The organism is Maridesulfovibrio sp. (genome assembly GCF_963678865.1).
In the GTDB taxonomy this organism is placed as follows: domain Bacteria; phylum Desulfobacterota; class Desulfovibrionia; order Desulfovibrionales; family Desulfovibrionaceae; genus Maridesulfovibrio.
Genome location: NZ_OY787459.1, coordinates 4,080,030 through 4,103,788, shown reverse-complemented (window position 1 = coordinate 4,103,788; position 23,759 = coordinate 4,080,030). Strand labels below are relative to the sequence as shown.

Annotated in this window: 17 protein-coding genes; 4 read left to right on the top strand and 13 right to left on the bottom strand. The window is 47.7% G+C overall.

From position 1 onward, the window contains the following. Positions 1 to 52: 52 nt before the first annotated feature. The 3 genes from ACKU41_RS18625 to ACKU41_RS18615 all read left to right on the top strand — a co-directional run bounded on the left by ACKU41_RS18625 (position 53) and on the right by ACKU41_RS18615 (position 4,330). Positions 53 to 2,311 (top strand): ATP-binding protein, encoded by a 2,259-nt coding sequence (locus ACKU41_RS18625; protein ID WP_321402958.1) that lies wholly within the window; start codon positions 53 to 55, stop codon positions 2,309 to 2,311. A 148-nt stretch (positions 2,312 to 2,459) separates the two neighbouring features. Beyond that, positions 2,460 to 2,873, top strand: a complete 414-nt coding sequence (locus tag ACKU41_RS18620; protein ID WP_319778989.1) for a desulfoferrodoxin family protein — start codon at positions 2,460 to 2,462, stop codon at positions 2,871 to 2,873. Between the two features lie 74 nt (positions 2,874 to 2,947). Next, positions 2,948 to 4,330, top strand: coding sequence for an MBL fold metallo-hydrolase (locus ACKU41_RS18615; protein WP_319778988.1), 1,383 nt, complete (start codon positions 2,948 to 2,950; stop codon positions 4,328 to 4,330). Positions 4,331 to 4,366: 36 nt separating this feature from the next. Here the strand turns inward: ACKU41_RS18615 and ACKU41_RS18610 are convergent, their stop codons facing one another. From ACKU41_RS18610 to ACKU41_RS18555, 12 genes are read right to left on the bottom strand one after another with little or no spacing between them, the layout of a single operon-like run. Continuing rightward, positions 4,367 to 5,398, bottom strand: a complete 1,032-nt coding sequence (locus tag ACKU41_RS18610) for an HDOD domain-containing protein (protein WP_321402954.1) — start codon at positions 5,396 to 5,398, stop codon at positions 4,367 to 4,369. A 54-nt stretch (positions 5,399 to 5,452) separates the two neighbouring features. Beyond that, positions 5,453 to 6,520: an HDOD domain-containing protein gene (locus ACKU41_RS18605; protein ID WP_319778986.1), complete on the bottom strand. Its 1,068-nt coding sequence runs from the start codon at positions 6,518 to 6,520 to the stop codon at positions 5,453 to 5,455. Positions 6,521 to 6,543: 23 nt separating this feature from the next. After that, complete coding sequence (locus ACKU41_RS18600; protein WP_321402951.1) at positions 6,544 to 7,497, bottom strand: NAD-dependent epimerase/dehydratase family protein; 954 nt, start codon at positions 7,495 to 7,497, stop codon at positions 6,544 to 6,546. Positions 7,498 to 7,513: 16 nt separating this feature from the next. Continuing rightward, entirely contained in the window at positions 7,514 to 8,884 is a 1,371-nt protein-coding gene (gene pelG, locus ACKU41_RS18595; RefSeq protein WP_321402949.1) for an exopolysaccharide Pel transporter PelG, read from the bottom strand. 3 nt (positions 8,885 to 8,887) lie between these two features. Further along, the gene (pelF, locus tag ACKU41_RS18590; protein WP_321402946.1) at positions 8,888 to 10,393 is read right to left on the bottom strand and encodes a GT4 family glycosyltransferase PelF; all 1,506 of its coding nucleotides are present in this window, start codon (positions 10,391 to 10,393) and stop codon (positions 8,888 to 8,890) included. Then, positions 10,383 to 11,489, bottom strand: a complete 1,107-nt coding sequence (locus ACKU41_RS18585; protein WP_321402944.1) for a HEAT repeat domain-containing protein — start codon at positions 11,487 to 11,489, stop codon at positions 10,383 to 10,385. Before ACKU41_RS18585 ends, pelF begins: the two co-directional genes overlap by 11 nt. Beyond that, positions 11,470 to 12,879, bottom strand: coding sequence for a GAF domain-containing protein (locus ACKU41_RS18580; RefSeq protein WP_319778979.1), 1,410 nt, complete (start codon positions 12,877 to 12,879; stop codon positions 11,470 to 11,472). Before ACKU41_RS18580 ends, ACKU41_RS18585 begins: the two co-directional genes overlap by 20 nt. A gap of 29 nt (positions 12,880 to 12,908) precedes the next feature. Beyond that, positions 12,909 to 14,744: an SPOR domain-containing protein gene (locus tag ACKU41_RS18575; protein ID WP_321402939.1), complete on the bottom strand. Its 1,836-nt coding sequence runs from the start codon at positions 14,742 to 14,744 to the stop codon at positions 12,909 to 12,911. A gap of 36 nt (positions 14,745 to 14,780) precedes the next feature. After that, positions 14,781 to 17,597, bottom strand: coding sequence for a tetratricopeptide repeat protein (locus tag ACKU41_RS18570; protein WP_321402937.1), 2,817 nt, complete (start codon positions 17,595 to 17,597; stop codon positions 14,781 to 14,783). Then, positions 17,594 to 19,678: a polysaccharide deacetylase gene (locus ACKU41_RS18565; RefSeq protein ID WP_321402934.1), complete on the bottom strand. Its 2,085-nt coding sequence runs from the start codon at positions 19,676 to 19,678 to the stop codon at positions 17,594 to 17,596. The genes ACKU41_RS18570 and ACKU41_RS18565 overlap by 4 nt, the downstream gene beginning before the upstream one ends. Then, positions 19,662 to 20,576, bottom strand: a complete 915-nt coding sequence (locus ACKU41_RS18560) for an endo alpha-1,4 polygalactosaminidase (RefSeq protein WP_321402933.1) — start codon at positions 20,574 to 20,576, stop codon at positions 19,662 to 19,664. The genes ACKU41_RS18565 and ACKU41_RS18560 overlap by 17 nt, the downstream gene beginning before the upstream one ends. After that, a complete protein-coding gene (locus tag ACKU41_RS18555; RefSeq protein WP_321402931.1) occupies positions 20,492 to 21,055 on the bottom strand; it encodes a GNA1162 family protein in 564 nt (187 codons plus the stop codon). Before ACKU41_RS18555 ends, ACKU41_RS18560 begins: the two co-directional genes overlap by 85 nt. A 254-nt stretch (positions 21,056 to 21,309) precedes the next feature. Between ACKU41_RS18555 and ACKU41_RS18550 the strand changes: the two genes are divergently transcribed. Further along, complete coding sequence (locus ACKU41_RS18550) at positions 21,310 to 22,269, top strand: MJ1477/TM1410 family putative glycoside hydrolase (protein WP_321402930.1); 960 nt, start codon at positions 21,310 to 21,312, stop codon at positions 22,267 to 22,269. Between the two features lie 61 nt (positions 22,270 to 22,330). On the opposite strand, the gene ACKU41_RS18545 is transcribed toward ACKU41_RS18550, so the two are convergent. Next, positions 22,331 to 23,668, bottom strand: a complete 1,338-nt coding sequence (locus ACKU41_RS18545) for a sulfite exporter TauE/SafE family protein (RefSeq protein WP_321402928.1) — start codon at positions 23,666 to 23,668, stop codon at positions 22,331 to 22,333. Positions 23,669 to 23,759 lie beyond the last annotated feature (91 nt).

The following is a 23,759-nucleotide window of genomic DNA, read 5'->3' as shown; positions in this document are numbered from 1 at the left end:
GGTAATTACGGGAAATGCCCTTTCTGCAAAAAGTAAGGAGATATCAATTATAATGGCTTACTTGAAAAAGTGGTGGCTGACCCTCTGTTTCATCTTGCTGACGGTGATCCTGACGGCAATCATTATTATTCCCCACTCCACCACTTCACGCAATGTGCTGACCGGGCTTTCCCGTGACATCATGCTCAACATATCAGCATATACGCTGGATAAATCCGAAAGCTATCTTCAACCAGCTGAAAAAGCAGCAGAACTAACCCGTTTTCTTGCAGACAGTAATATTGTCAGCAGTGAGCAGTCCGCACATATGCTCAGATATTTCATTGAGCAACTTTCCCTGCATCAACAGTTTTACGGAATTTATTATGGAAGCACCAAAGGTGAATTCTTCATGGTCGCCCGCTCTGAGGATAAAGTTAAGGGGGGATTATTAACAAAAACAGTCAGAATCAAAGATAGCGGGAGAATCACAAAAAAGACCTGGATAACCCCGAAAATGGAAGAATTTGAAAACGTAATTGACCCGCTGGACAGGTATGACCCGCGAAAGCGGCCATGGTTCATTGACGCACTTATCAATAACGATGTGATCTGGACCTCTCCATATATTTTTTTCACCAGCCAAAAACCGGGAATAACTACGGCAAGCCCGGTCTACGATAAAAAAGGGAACCTGCAGGGAGTTGTAGGTGTAGACATAACCATAGATGAACTTTCAACTTTCCTAGGCGGATTGAACATAGGCAAAAACGGGAAGGCTTTTATTGTGGATACCAGCGGAAATGTTGTAGCCTTCCCGGATATAAACGCGCTTAAGCAGACCACCCAGAACAACAAAATCCGCTTGAGCAAGATCACTGAGTTGCCGGACCCGTTATGCATAAAAGCATACAATTCTTTAAGGATACTTCCGGACAGGCTTCCTAAGGCCCCTGTTTTTACTACTTTTAAGCACAACGGCGACCGATACAATGCTGTCTTCACTCCGTTCAAAAATAGCCACTGGCCTTGGATTATAGGCATCTACATTCCTGAAAACGACTACCTTGGAGAAATCAAGGAAGATTACATGTTCAGCCTGATTACCGCAGCGCTGGCCGTTCTGCTTTCTGGACTCATCGGTTGGATTGTAGCCCGAAAACTTGATACCGCTAAAAAAAATGCTATTGCTGCCAATCATGCCAAAAGCCAGTTTATGGCAGTCATGAGCCACGAAATAAGAACACCCATGAACGTCATACTAGGCACTACCGACCTGCTCAAACACTCCAATCCCAGCGAAGAGCAGAAGAAATACATCAAACTTCTTGATGATTCCGGGGCAGGACTGTTGGCCTCGATCAACGATATTCTTGATATGTCCAAAGCGGAGGCCGGACTTCTTGATCTCGATAATATTGAGTTAAATCCCTCAGAAATTATACGTCAGGCCTGCACAGTCTTTGAAGTAAGCGCAGCACAGAAGGAGATTGAACTCGTCTGCACCTTTAATGACATACTTCCTGAACGAGTCATGGGAGATCCAGCACGTTTCAAACAGATTCTGCTCAACCTCATTGGAAATGCGGTCAAATTCACCGATTCAGGTGGAGTATATGTTCAAGCAGGCTGCACTCACCTGTCAAATCAGATGGTTGAGTTAAAAATTGAAATTCGAGACAGCGGACCGGGAATTCCCCCGGAAAGGCAGAAAGCAATCTTCGACCAGTTCTCCCGGTATGATAATTCCATATCCCGCGAATCTATGGGAATAGGACTGGGCTTATCCATCAGCAAGAAACTCTGCGAACTAATGAACGGTGATATAAGCGTGACCAGTATACCGGGCAGCGGAAGCACTTTTATCTTCACCATAACCATGCCGGAAACCGGAGCAATTCCTCCAGCAGAAACAAAGGAAGCGGCTAAACCGGAAAACAAAAAACTGCCCCGTAAAATTTTGCTCATCGAAGACAACCGAAGCAACAGGATGCTTTTCGAACATTTTATCTCGGACTCTCCGCATATAATGAAATGTGCTGCAAACGGAGAAGAAGGAGTCGAAATATTCAAAGAATTCCAACCGGACATAATATTCATGGATATAGAAATGCCTGTAATGGACGGTTATAAGGCCACCTCGGAAATCCGCGATTGGGAAAAGATCATCGGTCAGCCTGAAATACCGATCATTGCCCTTTCAGCCCATGCAATCAAAGGGACAGCTGAAGAAGCACGTAAATCTGGATGTACCAGTTACATGACCAAGCCGGTCACCAAAACACAATTCCTTGAAAAAATTGAAGGGGAATACAACACGGATTTAAATTAAATCCTCAAAAGTATTAAACAATAACAGGAATTGGTATTGACTAAAGAGTTTATAAGGAGCATTTAAATCAATAACGTACAAAACAGCTATATCAGCTGAATGCCCGTAGGCAGGGATCAAAACTGCCTCAAGCCGCAAGGAGAAAATTATGAATACCAGAAGAAAATTCATGGTTATGTCTGCCGCTGCCACAGCAGCTGTCTTTATGCCTTTAACCAAAGCTGCTGCAGACAAAAGCCCAATGTACCCTTCAAACGTAATCTATACCAGCAAAGACCCGGGCGTATGGGCTAAAAAAGCTGCCACCCACCTTCCGCAGATGGAAGTGGAAAACGGTGAGGCTGTAATCCGCACTCTGCACCCCATGACCAAGGAGCATTATATTGTCCGGCATACGCTTGTTGATGATAATGGAAATGTTGTGGGTACAAATACTTTCTCCAACACTGACCCAAAAGCGGTCTCCCGTTTTAAACTTCCAGAGGGCAGCAAGGGTAAAAAATTCTATGCCACCAGCTTCTGTAACAAACACGATTTCTGGGTCAGCCCGGTAACCATCTAGTACACTTGAAATACCTGCAAAAGGTATCTTTACATCAATAAACATGTTTCGTGCTCAACGGAGAACAAAAAAAGATGTATTTCAAACAACTGACAACAGAAGGTCTCGGCTGTTATTCATACGTTATCGGCTGTCCTGCCGCAGGCGAAATGGTCATTGTGGACCCGCGCAGGGATGTTCAGGAATACCTTGATATTTCCCGCGAGGAAGGCATGAAGATCACCGGAGTCATCAACACCCATGTCCATGCCGACCATGTGGGAGGTGAGCAGGAGCTGAAATCGCTTGTCGGTGCTGAACTTTTCATCCACGAAAACGCGGATGTAGGTTACGAACATACCCCCATCAAAGAAGGTGACACAATCACCGTGGGTGCAGCCAAACTGGACTTTCTATATACCCCCGGACACACCCCCAACGCCATTTCCATTCTGGTCACCGACATAATGCGCGGGGCGGAACCGTGGATGATCCTCACCGGGGACCTGCTTTTTGTGGGTGATATAGGAAGACCTGATCTGCCCGGAGATGAAATTCTGGATGAACAAGTCGAGAACCTTTACAACAGCCTGTATGTAAAACTGGGTGAACTGCCTGATTATCTGGAAGTATACCCCGCTCACGGTCAGGGGTCACTCTGCGGTAAAGGCATGAGCGCAAAGCCCAGCAGCACCCTCGGCTACGAGCGGCGATACAATCCCATGCTCCGGTTCAAAACCTTTGAGGATTTCAAAGTCAAAGTCATGGAATCGTTCCCCAGCCGTCCGAAATCCTTTACCCACATTATCAATACCAACTTCAAAGGCGCTCCGCTGCTTGAACGCTGTCCGCTGGACCGGGCCATGAACCCGGAAAAATTCAAACAGATGATAGATCAGGGCTGTACGGTGATTGATGTCCGTGACGCTGCCGGTTTCGGTGGCTTCCACATACCCGGCAGTCTGAATATCGGCCTTGAGAAACAACTCGCCAACTGGGTGGGCATGGCTGTTGAACCGGATTCAGACCTCTTGCTGGTAGTCAATTCCAAGGAAGATTATGACCGCATGTGCACCGAACTGCACCGCATAGGTTATGACCGGATATTCGGTTACCTGCACGGCGGCATGGCTGCGTGGCTGCTTGCCGGATACCCGGTGGAAGGGCTGGCCCAGAAATCAACCCAGCAGTTGCATGATGCCATAACTGAAGGCAAAGAATTCACCCTGATCGATGTGCGTACACCGGCTGAAGTAGCCGCAGGAAAGATAAAAGGGGCTATCCACAAACCTTTTGCCAAAATTCTTGATGAAGGTATCGACGTGGACAAGGACAGCCCGATTATAGTCATGTGCGGCTCCGGTTACCGCTCCAATATTGCTGGAAGCTACCTGCAGAGTAACGGCTACACGCAGGTCTGCTCTCTGGCTGGCGGAGCCATAGCGTGGACACGCTCAGGTTTTGAAATGGAACATTAATGCAAAAATCCCGGAACATTATGTTCCGGGATTTTTTTAGTCTTCAAGAATCTGAAAAATATCATCAATCAATCGTCTAATCTTCGGCAACAGCTCAATCAGCTGATCTGCCGTAATACCTATTTTCTGCCACGCGGCAGGGTCGATAGAACCGATCACCGAAGAAATATCTAATCCAAATCCCAAAGCCTGTGCAATAAAATCAGCAACATGAATGACCATGGCATCAGGGTCTGTTTTCACCTTGTGCGGATTATGGTGCCCCCCTGCCGCAGCAATCAGCTGTCGCGGAGACTTCCACTTTTCAAGGATATATCCACCGAGATCAGCATGATTGAAACCGAGTATATCCTGCTCAGCCTCGTAAAGATTATATCCTTCGCTTCCGGCCAACCTGAACAGCGTAACACCCAAGCTGTAGTCGCTTTCAAAAATCATATGCAGCCCTATGTCGTGCATCAGACCGCCCGCAAAAAAAAGCTCGGGATCACCGAGGCCGGCAGCTACAGAAATTTCCTGCGCCACAACCCCGCAGGCTATTGAATGCTTCCAAAACTTCTCCAAATCAAGGACAGCCTTGTTCTTACGTTTGAACATGCTGAGAGAGACAGTCCCGAGGGCCAGAGAACCTGCTTTCTGAAAACCAAGAAGAGCAACGGCCTTGGAAGGGGTCTCTATTTTTTCTTCTATCTCGTATATGCCGCTGTTTGCCAGCCGCAGTACCGAGGTCGCAAGCTTGGGATCTTTGCAGATAATATCAACAAGATCCTGAGCTGTACTTTCAGGATCGTTAAGAACTTCTCGCAACCGGGATTGGACATGAGGCAGCGAAGGCAACGTAACTGTTCCTTTAAGAAAATCTTCTGGACCTTGCGGTTTTTCCCCGCTCCATGGCTCTACATCAGAAGGGAAAGTCCGGGGCAAAAGAGAATCCGGATCATTGATCATCTGTCTATAGATACGCTTAAAAGCCTCTTTTTTGAGCAGACGGACAAGGCTGCTATTTCCGGCTTGCAAAAAGAGTCTATGCACATAGTGCGATGCAGCCTCTTTGATATCTGGTCTCACTTTATGAGACACCTTTCTTTCACTCATTAACATCACTTTTATAATTCATTGCTGTTAAGCGGGATTCAAAATTTCAAAAGTTTCATCAATCTGCTTTCGAACTTCCGGTATCATATAAACAAATGATTCGGCACTAAGCCCAAAACTTTCATAGATTTCATGGTCAAAAACACCAAGAACAGGAGACAGTCCGACATCAAAGCCCATAGCCCGAGCAATAAAATCAGCAACATAAATAACACCGGCATCAGGTTCTTTTTTGGCTAACACCGGATCATTGTGCCCGGCAGCAGCAAGCACCAGAGATTTAGGAAAATTCCAGTCTTCAGCAATCACCCCCCCCAGAGTAGCATGGTCAAAACCGAGCAGATTAATCTCGGCATCATAAAGACTGATGCCATTGGTACGGGCAGATTCATAAATTTCCAAAGCAAGCGACCTGTCACTTTCAAACTCAACATAAAGACCGATATCATGAAGCATGCCGCCCACAAAAAAATGCTCGATATCATTATAACCGGCTTCTCTTGCTATTTCCTGCGCAATTATTCCGCAGGCAATGGAATGTTTCCAGAACTTTTCAACTTTCAGGATCTGAGCATCTGCGGTACGCTTGAATAAACTAAGAGAAACGGTACCTAATGCGAGAGAGCTGGCCTGTTTAAACCCCAACAAAGCGATAGCACGGGATGGTGTATCCACCTCGGACCTAAAATTGAACATGGCACTGTTAGCCAAGCGCAGAATAGCGGCGACCAGTTTCGGGTCTTTGTTGATTACTTCTGCCAGATCTTCCGCAGAACTGTCAGGATCCTTGATGACTTTCTGAATTTCGATCAGAACCTGAGGCAAAGACGGAAGAACTACCTTTGACTTCAAAAAATCACGCGGTCCTTCGGGTACCGGCCCTACCCACGGCTCCACACCTGCAGGGCGCGGTTTGGGAAGAAATTCATCCGGTTCCACAATCATCTTTTTGTAAATATCTTTAAAAGATTCTTTCTTCAAAACCCGGATCAAATCGGAATCACCGGCCTGACGGAACATCTGTCGCACGTATTTAATTGCCGCTTCTTTTATCTGCGGATTAAGCGTTGTTGTTTGTCCAACATATTGCTGCATATCTATCCCTTAAAAACTCATTACTATCTGGATTTTCCAGCCCACTCGACAGTTTTTGCCAATCCTTCGTCAAAAGCCACCTGAGCTGTGAACCCGGCTGCATTAATTTTGGTCACATCGGCTCGGGAATGCTTGATATCCCCGGCCCGTTCAGGCTTGAAATCAATATCTCCAGGGGCAGAAGTCAGCCCGGCTACAATGGCCGCAAGCTCACGGACAGACCTCCCTTTGCCCGTTCCTACATTATAAATTCCGGTCAACGGCCCCCGTCCCATTTTATCTAGTCCGGCAGCAATAAGATAAGAAGTCACCACGTCTGATACGTACAGGAAATCACGGCTCTGTTCACCATCACCGAAAATGACCATTTTTTGACCGGCCAACCCGAAATCCACAAACCGGGAAATCACCCCGCTGTACTGGCTGGTGGGATCCTGCCTCGGCCCGAAAATATTAAAAAAACGTAACGCGCAACCGTACCCGGACTTCTCAATATAGGTTGAAGATTTGTACTTGGCTACTCCGTAAGGACTTAACTGTACAGCATCTTCAGCGTACTCTTCCTTGACCGGAAGACGCTCTTCATTGCCGTATTCCGCTGCCGAACCGGCAAAAACATAATGCGAGAAGTCCATCCGCCTTGCAGCATCCAGCATATCCCGGTTGGCCTCGAAATTGACCTGCATGGTCAATTCAGGGTGCTCCACTGAATAAGGCACACTAACCACAGCCGCCAGTTGGAAAACAACATCCAGTTCCTGATGTTTTTCCTTAAGCTCAGCAAGCAGCTCTTTTTCGGTGATGGACCTTTCGTAAAACCTAAAACCGGGATGATTCTTAAACCCTTCCATATTATGGACATATCCGCTGGAAAAATTATCCACCCCCACAACAACATGGCCATCAGCAAGCAAAGCCTCTGTAAGATGGCTGCCGATGAAACCGGCACATCCGGTTACGAGACATGTTTTTGTCATATCATCTCCCAAAATTTTAAAATAAAGGCTGACTTGAAAAAGTTATGTATTCAAGTTCGTTCACACTCTTGGAAACAAGATAATAGGAAAACATCAAAGAGATGAAGCAGGAATAACAATAGCCGTAACCGTAAAAAGTAAAACCCAGCTGCATGCTCAGCCAGGTCAATCCTATATTGCTGAACAGAAAGACGAATGTTACCGCCAGAACTTCCTTACGCAAATCAAAATAAAAAAGGATAATAACTGCCACAGAAAGCATGACCTGCATGAGAGATCCCACAAGAGCAATCTGCAGCAAAGGCTGCTGCAAAGGAGAAAGACCTACCATCTCAATAAATTCGGGAGCCATGAAAATACAAAGCATGGTCAGGGCGCCCTGCACAATGAGTATCTCGCGCAGGCTTTCCTTAAGCATACTGATCATGCCCTTTTTTTCCTTCAAAATACTGGAAAGATCTTCCTTGGATATAATTTTGGCGAAATAATCATGATAGTGTTCATAAAATTTGGTCTCAATCTTGACCAGAAAGATAGCCAGAGTCGGCACAATGGTCAGGTAGGCAAAAAAGATCGGCCCCTCATACATATCATGTGTACGCAGATATGGAACCACCATTCTCGAATCCGGGGCAAACCAGAACATAATCTTATCTACCCATATGGCGAGGTTGAAAAACATGCCGATAAAGGCCAGTTCCCAGTATTTGATAAAATAGGAGAACACCCTTGAGTCCCAGACCCTGCCCGGAGGAAATTCAGCCAGCAACCGGGCCAGCAACCAGAAAAAAATTACTGCCTGCCCAATGGTGTAACCCAGCAGATACCCCTCTAGCCCGGCCAGCGGATAGAGCAGAAAAGCTCCCCCCACACTACACGATGTCCCCACTCCGAAAGCCTGCACAATTGACCGGAAATCCTTTACCGCTGAAAGGAAAATCATGGTCAGCCAGATCATTGCTACAATGAGGAAAAGCGTCACCGAGATAATCTTGTAGCTGAAAGTAAGTTCAAAAAGCCAGATGCCCCCTGTACCGATAACCGCTCCGGCTGCAAGAACTATGATTGCACTGGTGGAAAAAGCGGTCAGGGTTATCTTCTCATCACCAAGATAAAAGCGGTCGGCCAGATAACGGGTCACCACCAGCTGAATATAGCCCACATATATAAGGGTGAAGGCGTAAACATAGACGATGGTAGTGCGGAAGATATCCTGATCTTTCGGGGAAAAACCGGAATAAGAATACAGCCCCAGTACAGCAAGGCAAATAACACTCATCAGCCACGGACCGGAAGAAACCATTGCCGCATACAGATAGGCCGAGACATCAGCAAGAAAGCTGTCCCCGCGCAGCATTTTTCTCAGTTCAAAACCGATTCCAGCCATATTTTACTCCAGATCATCCATCGCCATGTAATATTTGTAAATCTTCAAATACTTCTCATTGAGGTCTGACTCTTTATAAAAAGTCTTTACCCGCTCAATACCGGCCCTAGACATCTTCTTGCGCAGGATAGGACTGGTCAGAATCGTGATGATGGCCTCCCCGGTGCTTACGGGGTCCGCAACTTTTGTCACAATACCGGAAGGCCCAAGCTCCTGATCTGGGATAGTTCTTCCTTCAAGCAGTTCCCGGCAGGACCCCACATCAGAAGCTACAGCCGGAATTCCGGCACAATTAGCCTCCATTATAACCAACGGCTGAGCCTCACTGATACTGGTCAGAACTATAACATCAAGATTCGGCAGATAATCGGTAACCCGGACCTTGCCGGTAAATTCCACCACATTCTCAAGATGCAGCAGCCGGACAAGGTTCACGCACTCCTCATAGTATTCCTCATCTTCCTCGGTTGGTCCCATGATGTAGACTTTCAGCTTTTCGATCTTGATGGACACTATTTTAATAGCCCTCAGAAAAGTCTTCACATCCTTGATGGGAACCACACGCCCCACGAAGCCCACCGCGAACTCGGTCTGCCCCATATAGTCATGATCCTTGGGTTTCAGCCCAAGAAAGTTATCAAGACTGATGCCGTTGGGAATAATCCTGATCTTATCCGGATCGGCCCCTTCCTGAATTTCAAGCTGCCTGTTTCCTTCATAAAGAGTAAAGATAGCAGACGAATAGTCATAGCACATGCGGGCCAGCTGCTCAAACATCCTGATCCAGAAAGTCTGAAACGCACCGAGTTTGCTCTCAACACGCATCCGTTCGTCTTCCTTGCGGTAAACCCATTCTGCCTGCGAAATTTCAATTTTACGTTCCTTGACGTAAATACCATGCTCGGTCAGCAGCAACGGACGTCCGGTCATCATTCTTGCCACAACCCCCAGTAGACCTGCGTATCCTGTTGAAATAGTGTGATAGACTTTGGCTTTAGGCAGCCCCAGAGGCAGCATTTTAAAAATCGGCAGATGGGTGAACCGGTAAGTCCAGAAGTAATCAATAAAGGACTCGTCATTGGTTTCCGGATTGTAACGATCCACAAGCAGATCCCAAGCCCTTTTGCCATGGAACAGCTCCGAAAGGGGAAATTTATCATGGCGGAAGAGTTCAACCATATCTTTCATCATGCTGAGATCTTTTCTATCCATGCGATAATGAAATTGCCTGAGCCTTTCCATATTTGATCTGGAAATCTTCTTGAACGGATTCTGGGATATTTCCACCTGATCGTGCAGATATATTATTGTTGGATCAACAAAATTATCCGGAACATCGTAACGGTATTCAGCTTTCTCTTTAGATGAAGCAAGAATGCAGACAGCCGTAAAAGTAAGCTCCGGCATACCTTTGATCAGGTTATGAATCCAAGAGGAAACACCCCCGGACACAAACGGATAGGTTCCCTCCAGAAGCAGGCATACATCGTATTCTTTTTCAGATTTCATGCCCCACCTTTGCAAAATTTTCCATTAACGACTTATCACCTACAGTAGGTTCATCCATCCAAAACTTGTAAATCCCCCCCTTAAAGGGATCTGTCGAATCAAGCTCGGGCCTTGCCCGCATTTGCTCCACTTCCTGAAACAAAGCGATAAAATTGCCCACCTCAAAAAAAACCCTGCAGGAACCCAGCCGGGATTCCAGTTCAAGCTCTGAGTCATTCATTGATTTCCTGTAAATAGACAATGCATCGCTGAAATTTTTACTATCGACATACGACTCGGCAAGTCGCATCAGGTAATCCTTGTTTTCCTGATCTTTTTGAACTGCCAAACGCCAATGATCACAGGCAAGGACCATGGAACGCTCCTGCATATTAACTTCCGGCAAACCGCTACGGGCATAATTTCTGTAAGTAGAAGCCAGCTCGGCATGGGCCTGGGCACTGTCATATTTTTCAGCGCGGAACCGGGCCTTGTCCAAGGCTTGAGCATAATCTTCTTCAAGTCTTGTCAAAGCGGTATGGGCATAAAAACGAACCTCGGCACTTTCGTCGGAGAGACTCTTGCGCAAAAGCTTGACAGCCTCGGCAGAACCGATACGCCGCAGCAGGTTAACAGCTCCCCTTTTCATCTCCATATCTGTACCTGTCAGAATATCCGCAATAGGATGGACATCGACCTCTTCGTATAAAAATTCGCTAATATCCGAGGGTAAATCAATATCTATACCGCCCCCTTCATAAGCCTTTTCCTTATACTCCTCAGCCAGCCCATGACTTTTCATAAAAACACGGGCTGCCAGCAGGGTCATAGTAACCCCGAACAGCCCGATCAAAGGCATGAAAAGAGTAAACAGGGCTGCAATACGGGGATAATAAAACCCGGTTCCGGGAAGGGCCCGCGGTTTGGCTGCAGTAAAAAGAATGAAGGAAAGACCTGAAAAAATATGGGCTGCAACAGCGGCGTAAATATACCAGGAGACAGCATCCCTGTGCAGGTACAGCCAGACCGCCCCCCCTGCAAACAGGTATGAAGCAACAAAAGCTCCCAGCAGCCTAAGCTGCGCTCTTCTTATAACCTTACTCCGATAAAAAGACATCAATCATGTCCCCTTTCACTGCCTCTACCATCTCCGAAGGATCTTCCATACCAAGGGAAAAACCGGCAACCCCGATTCTTATATTTACAAGGTTCTGGTCGGTTTCATAAGCCATTTTGTTAAGCTGCCTGAAAGAAGTAAGCAGATTATTGACGACGATCCGCGCTCCGCTTGCAGGGGTGGTCGGAAGTATCATGAAAAACACCCCCGGATCTTCACTCATGAACAAAATATCAATTTCACGGACATGGGTTCTGAGTATCAGACTGAAAGCCATAAGCACTTCGTCACGTCCCACATCTGAAACATTGGACAGCTCGGGGAATTCCAGCATGAGCAATGCAAGATCAAGCTTGTACCGACGCGCCCGGATAAACTCCTCCCGCAACCTGCGCTGGAAATAATCATAAGTGTAGGCTTCCGTAATTTCATCGGCAATCAGCTTATCTTTCGTTTCGGCAAAAACAGTCGCATTCTCAACACTGCTGCCGCACCAGTCTGCGACCAGCCCGGCCACCCGCACAGAATCACTGGTAAATTTAAGAAAGGGCATTTTTTCAACATTGAGCACACCGACCACGTGCTTATGGTTGTCTGCCATGATCGGCGCGGAGACAATTATACCACTGGAGATGCTCTCTGTACTGGCGATATCCCTGATTGAAACAGCTTTTTTCTGCTCTGCCGCAACGCTCATCAAACTTTCACCATACGGGACAACTTCGGGTACAAAGCTCTTTCCATGACGCAGGGCCGTATCAAGACGGAACTCAGTGCCGTCCAGCAAATAAACGGAACATTCATCCACATCCATAAACTCACGAAGTATTTCAAGTACAGCCGGATAAATGCTGTCAATACTCAGGGTACGCAACCCCTGCGCGGCTTCATAAAGGGTGCCCAGTGTACTTTCCTGCGAGAGAATCTTGCTATCCAGTTCCTGTTTGGCTTCACTGAGGACGTCGTACTTGGTTTTGACCTTGTCAAAAGCATCATGAAAGGCGTCTCTCTCCTCACTGAGCGCATTATATTCGCGGATGTGAATCTGGCGCATTTCACCGAGAACAACTCCCACCAGACCGAAAAGAATGGGCTTTCCCCACATGGCTAATGTGCGAAAATCAGCAAGTTCGATCTCCGGAATGGACAAACTTCTAAAAACAATAAGAAACAACCCGGCCATGATTCCGGAAAAAAGCCCCCCTGCAAACCCGTAGCGACAGGCAGTCAGCAATACCACTATCCAGTAAGGATGGGGGGAAACGGAAATGAATCCCGGATCAGTGCGAAAAAAAATCAGGTTGACCGCAGTAATGGTAATCAGGCCGAGCAGGACTTCATAATATTGGGAAAGCTTATATTTTTTAGCAGTCTTATTAAATTTAAACATTTTCTCCGGCCTGCATATTGTCATTCACATTAAAAAACAAAACCGACCCCACCGCTGAGGAACTGGCTTTCACCGCCTCCGGCAAGCCCGGAATCACTGCTGTATTCATAATTCAGGTTCAACTCAAACCGGCCCAGCCTAAAGGCCAATGAGGGCCCGCCGAAGTAGCTGGGACCTTCCTTGAACTCATCAAGCCTGATACCGCCTGCAGCCTGAAAAATAATCGTATCACAAAGTGACTTGCTGAAACTGGCACTCAGAGTATGAATGCTCTCATTCTCCACCACTTCGAAAGGTTTGTAGTTTTCATCATCATACTTGAAAAAAGAACGATAGAACGAATAGGAGATAAACAGATCCGGGTCGGCAAGAATCCTGCGGGTCAGGATAATGTTATAAATCCCCTTGGCTCCGTAGTTCCTATCAGACTCTAGTTTGTACTGGCGCAGCTGACCGTTAAGAAACAGCCCCCACTCATCATCATAAAAACCGTCATAAGTCAGGGAAAGCTGGTTGTAATGCCCTTCATAATTAGCGGCGGAAGGCTCATCAAGCCATGGATTATTATAGTCGATCATGGCTGAAAAAGTCCCGGGGTCGTGAATCCGCCAGTCGAATCCCAGAGCACCGGATACTCCAGAAGAAGTCCCTTCAAAAGCCCCCACACCGGCTATGCCGGTAAAAGTCCGGGTAAACTCGCGTTTAAACAGAAACGCAGCCTGATTCACATCCTTGTTGATCTTCTCAACACCGTCCTGCTGCGGACGGTAAATGCGGGTGTTGCCGTAGTAAAATTCCCCTCTGGTCTGATCGGTGAGCTGCATGGAAAAACGGCTGCCCAGCGTTGTAGTCACAGATTCATCAGACTGCAGGTTGATGCTGGGCGTGAGAACCAATCTGGGCCTGCGTTCCATCAGCAGACTCGAAAGGGCCTGCCGCGCTTCGTAATTGTCCGGCTCGGCATCAATAAGCGCGGAAAAACTATTGATGGCTCCCAGCCAATCCCCGCCCTGCTGGTTGCTGTAGGCTTTGGCGGATATGGAATCAATATCACCGGGCCGCAGACGCAGCAGATAATCAAGGGTATCGATCTGTACGGAATAATCCCCGGCCAGAATGCGCAGGCGTGCTTCCTGCCTCAAGGCGTTTGGCGACTCCGGATCAAGGTAAAGCCAGCGACGCAGCATGGACTGTGCTTTTTCAATCTCGTTGTTATCGATAAGTGCGCCGACATATTCTTCACGTAGATCATTATCCCCCGGATAACTACGTAACAGCTTGGCATAAAGCCTGAGTCCTTCCTGCACGTATCCCCGGCGGAGCATAATCCGGGCAAGAAGCACATTCTGCAGCCTCTGTTCAGTATTCAAAAGCACATCACGCTGCCCAAGCTCATAGAAAAGAGATTCAGGCGCCCCTGTCAGCTCCCGACCGGATAATGGAAGGCTGCCTGATTTTGTTGGCTGCTCTCCGGGCTTTAAAACCGTAACCATCTGCGGCACAGGGCTTTTACGCGATTCCAGAGTACGTTCTTCAAGCAGTTCAACAGACATGGAGCGGACCAAATAATCAAGCCCGGTTTTCTTCTTGAAAATCCGTCCGGCTGCGCGGGCCTGACTACGGGTAGGATAATCACCCATCTGTACTACCCTCCAGCCCCTGCCTTGACCGTCATAAAGATAGACCATGACCGGCTTGAAGCCTTCATTCCTAAGATAGTACAAAGTATCCCAGGCGGTATCGGTATTTAAAAATGAACCGGCCCTGACGGTCCAGATAACATTATCCTTTTCTTCAACAGGCGTAACAGTAGCTTCCTCCGCCAGAAGCGGAGTAACATGCATGACCGGCAATAAAACCGTCATAAATAAAACTAACAACACTACTGTTTTCTTCAATTTTTACCTGTTGATCCTGTTTGTATCATTCTTTCGTCCTTCACGGCGGAGAATGCGCTCAGCCTGCTTCAGCTCACGAATGGCTTCACTTTCACGGCCCATTAGCTGGTACATTTCACTCAGCTGATACCGTGCTTCGGCATCTTTGGGAACAAGCCGTAAATATTTTCGATACTTGGACACAGCTCTTTTATACTGCTCACGCTCTCCATAAACAATCGCCAACCCCTTAAGGGCTGTATGGTTTTCCGGGTTGATTTTGAGTGCTGCTTCAAAAAGCTCATAAGCATCAGATTGAAAGTTATTAAACAAGGCCTCCGCACCAAGTCGGGCCATAAATACTTCATCGTTATTGTACTCTATTTTCAACCTTTTATAAACATCAGAAGCCTCACTTCCGCGCCCGGCCATCTGCAAGGCCGAAGCCAGCAAGAAGCCTTCAAAACGGGGCAGTTTATTCAAGCTGGCATACGGCTCCAGAATACGCAGTGCCGGTTCGGGTTCACGCTCCTCAAGGTAAGCCCGAGCCAACTCGATCCGCTCAGATTCGGGGAGCTTCCCGGCAGCCTGCAATTCCTTGAAAACCCTGATCTGGTCAGCAATTTTTCCGGCAAAACCGTACGTTTTGGCCAGTTCCAGTTTCAATTCATAATCGCTGGGTCTGATCCTCAACGCCCGCTCGTAATAGTCCACTGACTTAATATATTCCCCTGCATCAGACAAAGCCTTGGCTGCCTGTCCGGCAAGCATAAAATCACCCGGATTTTCATCTGAAATTTCAGCATAAAGCTTTGCTGCCACAGCAGGACGTTCAGTCCAACCTGCCAGCCTTGCCAAAGGCTCACGGATTTCTTTACGCTTATATCCACGGGAGTATAGCTCATCGTAAATTCGGTAAGCCTCTTCACTCAGCCCGGCCTTATCCGCAAAATCAGCCCATTTATGCAGCGTATCCAGACTCTTCGTACCCTGTCCGGCAAAACGCGCTATAAGCAGCTTTGCCTTTTCGTTATCACCGGCAGCAGCCCAGACAGCCGAGGCCAGCAAAGCAACCTGCTCGTCATCAGGGCGCAGCTTGATGGCTGTTTCTGCAGCATCACGAAAAATTGCTTTATCTCCGGTATATGATGCAATCTGAATAAGAGTCATCACGTATTCACGATTACCCCCGGTCATGATGGCGGCCTTTTTGTAGTAGGGATAGCTGTCTTTGGGGGAATTCAACCAGAGCATAATCTCCCCGGCCTGCGCGATTACCTTCACATCCTTCGGAGCAATCTTTTCAGCATATTGAGCAGCCTGCCTTGCAAGCTTCAAGTCCTGAGTCTCGGAAGCAGCCAGCAGCATATTGATGATATCCTGCTGTTCCTGTTCACGCTTAAGCAGTTCACGGTAAACGTGATAAGCCTTGTACGGCTGCTTTACATCAAGCCATGCTGAACCGGCGGTACGCATGAGATTGATATCGCCGGGGTAAACCTTGAGCGCCAGTTCCACAGTGTCCGCGACGAGCTGGTTATCTGCAGTAGTTGCGGCTGCATCAACCAACCGCCGGTAATCATCCAGAGTGGCTTCGGGGGAATCCACTACTTTCCGCAAGGTATCGTAAGCCTCACGCGGACGCTCAAGTGTCAGCAGCAATTCCCCGCGAGTGCGCAGGTAATCAGGCTCTGAAATATCAATATCTCCAGTGTCTTTAATAACTTCAGCCATGAGCTTTTTATCCTGACTGAACAGAGCCGCCCGGAGCATATCGTGGGCATAAACAAGCCATTTGCCCAGTCGCTCAGCCAAGCGGCGAAACAGGGAAACGGCCTTGCGGTGATTCCCGGACTCCATGTAAACAGCACCTAATGCCTGCTGATGCGCTTCGTTATCAGGCTCTATCTTCACCAGCCGTTCGAGCACATCCTGAGCCACATCAAGTCTGTCGGCACTACGAGCCATCCACGCTGTTTCAGTCAGCAAGTCCACATTTTCAGGGCTGATCTTGAGCAGTTTCTCAGCGATATCGAGAGCTTGATCATAAGAACCAGACCATCCGAGAACCTTAACCAACTGCACCCTGCTCTCCACCTCAAGTCCGGCCTGCTTGTCCATACGGGCTGCGTATTTATACCCCTCATCCAAGCGGTCAGTTGCAACAAAATATTCAAGCACATAGGTGACATACTGCAAAAAATCGACCTTTTCTTTAAACTCGAGTTCCCCTTTGAACTGCTCACCGACAATAAAAATACGCTGGATCAAAAAATTGAGGTACGAATCATCAGATTTCCGGGCATGCTCAGCTCCAAGACGTTCTATTTCCTCATTGAGGACCAGCAGAAAATCACCTTTGAAAGGCGTCTTGGCCTGCAACTTATTCAGCTTGATGATGGCATCCACTTCCTGCGGAAACATATTAAAGAAGCGGTAATACATGACCATCCGCTCCAGCGGTTCAATTTCCCCCGGCTCAATTCGTGAAAGTTTTTCCCATGTGTGGAGGGCTTCACGGGGCATTACGTTCCATTCGTAGACCTGTACCAGCTTCCTGAGTTCGGGAATACGCGCGGGCTTCTGCTTGAGAATTTCCTCAATACAGGCAATGGCCTTTTCCGGCATCCCGCGTTTCAGATAAACATCGGCGCCGAGGGACAGCAGCCGCAAATCAAAAGGATCTTCTTGAAGTAGTTCATCCAGCAGGTCCGCAGCCTTGGAGACTTCATCACTTTTCAGGTACAACGGCACCATATCCCTTGGAAAGGGATATATAAGTACGGTCGTCCCGATTATGATGAGTACAAAAAGCAGTACCCGCCAGAGCTTTATATTCAAATCAAATCAATCTCCACAGTTCCGGAAACAACACCATTTACACCAAGCACTCCATCATTGCTGCTACTGATTTCCAACGGCAAACCTTCCTTGCGGACAACCCTGTATTTTCTATCCGGCAAAAGGCCGCCCAGCTCAAAACGCCCTTTGCTGAAACAATCAAAATCAAAACGCACACCCTTGGCTGTACGTTCAAAATTACGCACCCATCCGGAAGCATTCTTGAGATACGGCAAGTTACCGTTAACTGTTTTATCTACAGTCAAAGCCAGTTCCGCCCTTTTTGTTCCGGGCCTGAGATGCACAAAAATACCTTCAGGCTGAATGTCATAACCAAGTACATTCCTGCATTTTGCCAAATCAGGCACCTTTTCCATGCCGCCCAGACGAATGGAAAGGCAATCCGCATAATCCTGAAAAACAAAACGGTCCGAGGAAATCTTATCCACTTTCGCAGCCAGGCAACCGTTGACCATTTTGATGTAGGCTGAAGCGAAGACCCTTGCCGTATCCTGACTGAGAGCCCATTCATAAACATCCTCAAGAGCCTTGAGGGAGGAAAATTTCTCACCGCTGTAGAAATGGTAATAAATATCGATGGGCATGATCCGGCGCGGAGAACCGGTACGCTTCATGGTTTCCACAATATTTCGGAAACCGAAATAAGGTCCCGACCAGAGGTTGGTCAGAATATTCTCATTGGCCTGCCCGGTATAAATCTGATTGCGAGTACCAAGCGCACGGTAAAGGGGGGATACACCGAAATAAGAATTACGGAGAGAGTCAAAGACAGTATCCCCACCGTTTAAATTCAGGATGCCTGCCTTATCCGCAATGGCAACCTGAGCTTCGGTTGGTTCACACATACCAGACCAGAAAAGCACCCGGCAGGGCTTATCCGCCGGGGCCAGATTCTCAGAAATATAATCGCAGGAATCTACAATCTCGTAATGGGCATCAAACTTATACCCGGAAAGCTCATACTGCCCGACAACAAATTCATCCTTATATTCTTCGGAATTGCGGAGCTTGGCATTCCATGCAAACGGATGGGTATAAGAATGGGATGCGGTCTCCACATTTTTCATCTCAAAAAGGGTCCGGGCCATTTCAACATTATCAGGACTGCCCTTTACTGCAGGATTAATCTCCCCTGCAATAACAGAAGCTGAAGTGGGAAAATCATAACGCCCCAGAATACGCTCCATGATAATTTCACCGCAGACCTTCTCCTTATCGATCTCAGTATAACCGGCAAAGCCGTCCCCATCTATATGGGCAAAGGCAACTCGCTTGCCGTTCAAAGTAGTCGGTGTAAGTGCGGGCATCCCCTTCAAATCAAGACAGACCCGCAAAAATTCAAACGGATTCAAATACCACTGCTTCTGGTAATTAACCGGGTCCTGCCAGCGCATGTAACCGTCAAGGGCAAACCCGCCGTGCGGTCCCACACCGACAGCCGCAGCTATAGTTTCAGGCTTTCCTTTCAGCCCGATGCTCACCCATGAGCGGACATCCTTTCCGACAGGCACGAGTTGCATGTATTTGTCAGGAAACAATGGCAACTTACGTTCAAAATTCATGTATACCGGATCAACATGCTCATATTTCAACAGGTAATCATCATTTGTGGCATTCCCCTGATATGAGAAACCGAGATTGGAAAACAATTTTCTTATCAACACAGGATCAGCGGAAATCTTGTCATAGTCGCTGAACGCTCCGGGAGTCCCGGCGACAATCAGCTGTTTTCCGTGCTTCTGCTGCCTGATCAACCATGTTAGATATTCATCCGGATTATTCATCAGGTCTTCTGAAAAAGTGGTAAAAACCGCCCGGTATTCCTTCATAGCTTCATCCGAAGGAAGTGGACGCAAAGAAACATCCCGCATTTCATACATGAAACCGAGATAATTCAACGGCGCCGCGAAACCTTCGATAAAACTGTTATCTACTGCAGTACGTTGCTCGGCGCCGTTGTAGAGAACCAGCACCTTGCGTTTGACCTGCCCGGCCTGAGCACAGGTCAAAACCAGAAAGACCAATAAAAAAGCAACAATAATCCTATTCAGCAACCGCATGAATAAATACCTCGTTTAATGCGGGAGTGCTGACATAAGGGACAAACCCCAGCTTGCGCGAAAATTTGTAAGCCTTGTCAGTCTCCAGCTTATCGCCGGCAGGAACATAATCAAGAGTCAGGACCACCAGTTTCGGGTTGGCCTTAAGCGCGGCCTTAGCCTTGGCGATTAGAAAATCACGATCGGCCTGCGGCACATCAGAACGGGTGGAGGTGGCAATATCCATGGAACTACTCAATCCCTCAATCAGCAAATAATTGAGATACGGAGCCGTGCGGCTGATTATCTCAAATCCCCGGTTCTGACAGAGGAGCAGTTTTGGGAACCTTTTCCTGATCGAGCGAACTAAATCGACGCAAGCCCTCTCAGTCCCCTTATAGGTGTCCGGATCACGACGCTGCATATCAATGGGCGAATCCAGCGTATCAAAAAAAAGCCCGTCATATCCCGCCGCAAGTGCATCGGGTATTATGCGGGTGAAAAGAAGTTCCTGCCACTGGGGGCGGCGCACGTCCACCACCCATGAATCCCAGTTGTCGTTATGGCGCACAAGCAGGCCCAGACTTTTGGCTTCCTCGTAATAAGGACTCTTTGCGGCCACTTCCCCAAGGCTGACATAGACCAGCACCTTCCTCCCTTTTGCACGCAAAGGCACCGTGTCCTGACCATTCGGGGCAACAATCAGCAGGTCAAAACCGGACAATTTGTCTGTCCGGTCTTCGCTGCCGTAATAGCAGGCCCAAGAGTTTACGGCATTGCTTCCGCCAAAGGCAAATAAACTGCCGAACAGGGAAAAGGCTGCCACAAGCAGTGCTACTGCTGCGCAGAAACGGAAGACATGGCTGTCACCATATCCGCAAGAGTTTCCTGTGCAACGCTGTTCAGGGATTCCGTACATCCGAAAAAGCACCCCCCGCTCTTGGAAGAAGATGAAGCCCAGAGAACTTTACCGGAAGAAACATCAATCATACGCAGGTTGATGCCTACGGATGGACTCTGGTTGACCCCGCGCTTATACTGGTACTCGGTCACAGAACCATAAATAACGGTGTCCACGCCAAGCTTGTTGCCGAGCTTCTGGGCCACCGCATCTTCCATGACGAATTCAAGATCATCTTCATCACCTTTGATGCGCTTAAGCATTTCAGTTGATTCCATGAGGTCGAACTTTGTAGAAGCATAAAGTTCGGTGGTCAAAAGATCACCGACCATGCGTCCCGCGTTGGGAGTATTGGTCAGGTTGACCAGCGGGAGAACAGCAGCATGCCGGGCCTCACTGGCGACGCCGTTAGGCTGTACGTAATCTTTCATGTAGGTACCGGAACAACCGGCGAGAATGAAAACAAAAATCAATAAAACTCCAAGCCTCTTTTTCACATTCTCCTCCTTATATTTAAGCAAAAAAATTATCTCTTATCTCAATTAACTATCCGAAATAAAAAACAAACTCACGCACAGCAGAAAAAAAGATTTTCTTTTCTAAAAAAATCCCATTATTTCTATTTACTATAATCAGATTTCGCACCTATGCAAAGTATTATTTATTTATAACCTTTAAAAAACACTTTCTTTTTTGTATCATAAATCACATAACATCTTTCATACTAATTTCACCCAGGGAAGAAACACAAATGAAAACAAATTTAACAATATTCATAACGTTAATATTCCTGACCAGTGCTTGCGTATCATCAACGGTCAATCCTTCATCTTCCACAACAGCACAACCGCCCATGCCGGAAATAAAAAAAACCACACCCCACAACACTATCAACAACTGGGCCTACCAACTGCAAGGTCCGTCAGTGGCTACACTGGCGGAATCTCCCTATGATTTATTGGTAATCGACTATTCTAAAGACAGTTCGGACAAAAACAGGTTTTCCGCCAAAGACATATCCATCCTGCATAAATTCAAGAAGACCGTACTCTGCTATTTTTCAATAGGGGAAGCGGAAGACTACCGTTTTTACTGGCAAAAAGAATGGGCAGAAAATACTCCCCGTTTCCTAGACCAGGAAAACCCGGACTGGGCCGGAAACTACAGGGTAAAGTACTGGCGTGAAGACTGGTGGGAAAATGCTTTACGACCCTATCTGGACCGCATCCTCGAAGCAGGATTCGACGGTGTTTATATGGACATCATCGACGGTTACTGGTTTTGGCATGAACAGGGTATGGAAGTGAGGGACACAGCGGACGAGATGGTCAAACTGATCAAAAGAATTGCCGACTACTGCCGCCAGAAGGCCGGTAAAAATTTCATCATCTGCCCCCAGAACGGCATGGGTGTATTCAAGGACTGCTCAGCGGAATACAAGGACGTCTACTTCAAAACCGTAAATATGGTCGGCCTTGAAAGCCTGCTTTTCAACTACTACAGCGAGGCGGACAAGAATTACCGTCTGCAATTGGCAAAACAACTGGCCGAAGCAGGAAAAACAATCCTCGATGTGGAGTACATCAAGCAATCACAATACGCCGATTACCTTAAACAGGTAAAAGCACTCGATTTCAAGCTTATCCCTTATGCTTCAACACCGGATGCAGCATTGGACAAGATTACGGATTTTTGGAAAGTTTTAAAATAGCGCAGCTCAAATAAGCTGCTTGCTAAGCTTGCTAGAAATCCCGGAGGGCCGCCGAAAATATTCACAAATTAAATTTTAATATCCCCCCGGCATTCAAAGCATTCAAGGCAATGGCAATCCCGGCCAGCATGACCAGTCCGGCACTCAAGACGGGCAGATTCTCGATCCACCTGCGTGAACCGGAAAACCTTTCGGTAAGTTTGGAAGCCCTCACAGTCAGAATGCCGATAAGGATCAGCACTGCGGCAAGACCGAAGCTGAAAGAAAGAATCAGCAGCAGCCCGAAAACAATACGCCCGAAGGCCACTGAAGCAAGCAGGACGACTAAGGCTGTAGGGCATGGCACCATACCCCCGGCAACTCCAAGACTGAGCATTGACCACCACGAAACCGGTCCGGAATCTCCTTCGTGAGAATGGCCATGGTCGTGATTATGGTCATGCGAATGTGCATGATGTACGTGATGAACTGCCCTGCGGGCCAGCATCATGTACCCGACCGCAAAAACCAGCGCACCGGAAAATGCCCCCAGCCACGGATAAAGATCTCCGGGCAGGAAATAACGCGAAAGCAGCAAGGCCGCGATACCGAGCACAATCACACTGGCAACGTGAGTTATGGTCACAATGGAACCAAGGGTAAAAGCGTCACGGATGCGGCCGCTGCGGCCGATGAGATATGCGGCAACCATTGCCTTTCCATGGCCGGGACTGAGGGCATGTCCCATCCCGAGAAAAAAGGCCAGACCGAGCGCAAAAAGAATTGCTCCCGGACCCAGATTTTCCTGAGCAAGATACTCCTTGAGAGCGGCCTGACTGGAATCCTCCTGAGGACTGGGCTTGATTCCGCTGCCGCCCATAGTCGGTGCCGAAGCTGCAAATGACCCACCTTCGCCCTCAGCTTTTTTAGCGAAAAACTGATAGTTGAGCTCCCGTGAATCCGGGGAAGTCTTGACCACGCTGAACTGCGGGTCGGCCTGAACTTTCCACTTCAGCCACTTAAGTTCTCCGGTCTGGAAATTGTTATCGGAAAACTTCAGGTAATGCTTACCGAAATCCTCTTGCGGCAAAGGAATAGCGTAGACCAGATTTGACCGCAGACCGTTGTTGTATCCCCCCGGAGCCGGGTTCACGGAATCATAATAAAGGTCAGGTATGATCAGGCTGTCATCCAGATATACTTCCAGATTAGGCAGCAGCAGCCTGTTAATGTCCTGCGAGAGTTTACGCTCTTCAATAGCGGAAACTTCACCGTCATGATCTGCATCAGGAATGAGCGTGGCGGTGATGGACGGCCCGATAGAGGTATCATAAACTATGAGCAGCCTTGCCCCCTCATTCATAACCGTGGTTTCCTGTACAACTTCACCCAGCGGATGGGCCTGTACAACGGTACTCATAAGGCAACAGGTCAAAACAATTATAGAGAAAAACAACTTGCGCACTTCAAATCGTTCCTTTTGGTCTTTTGTATTTTCACATACAAGTTCT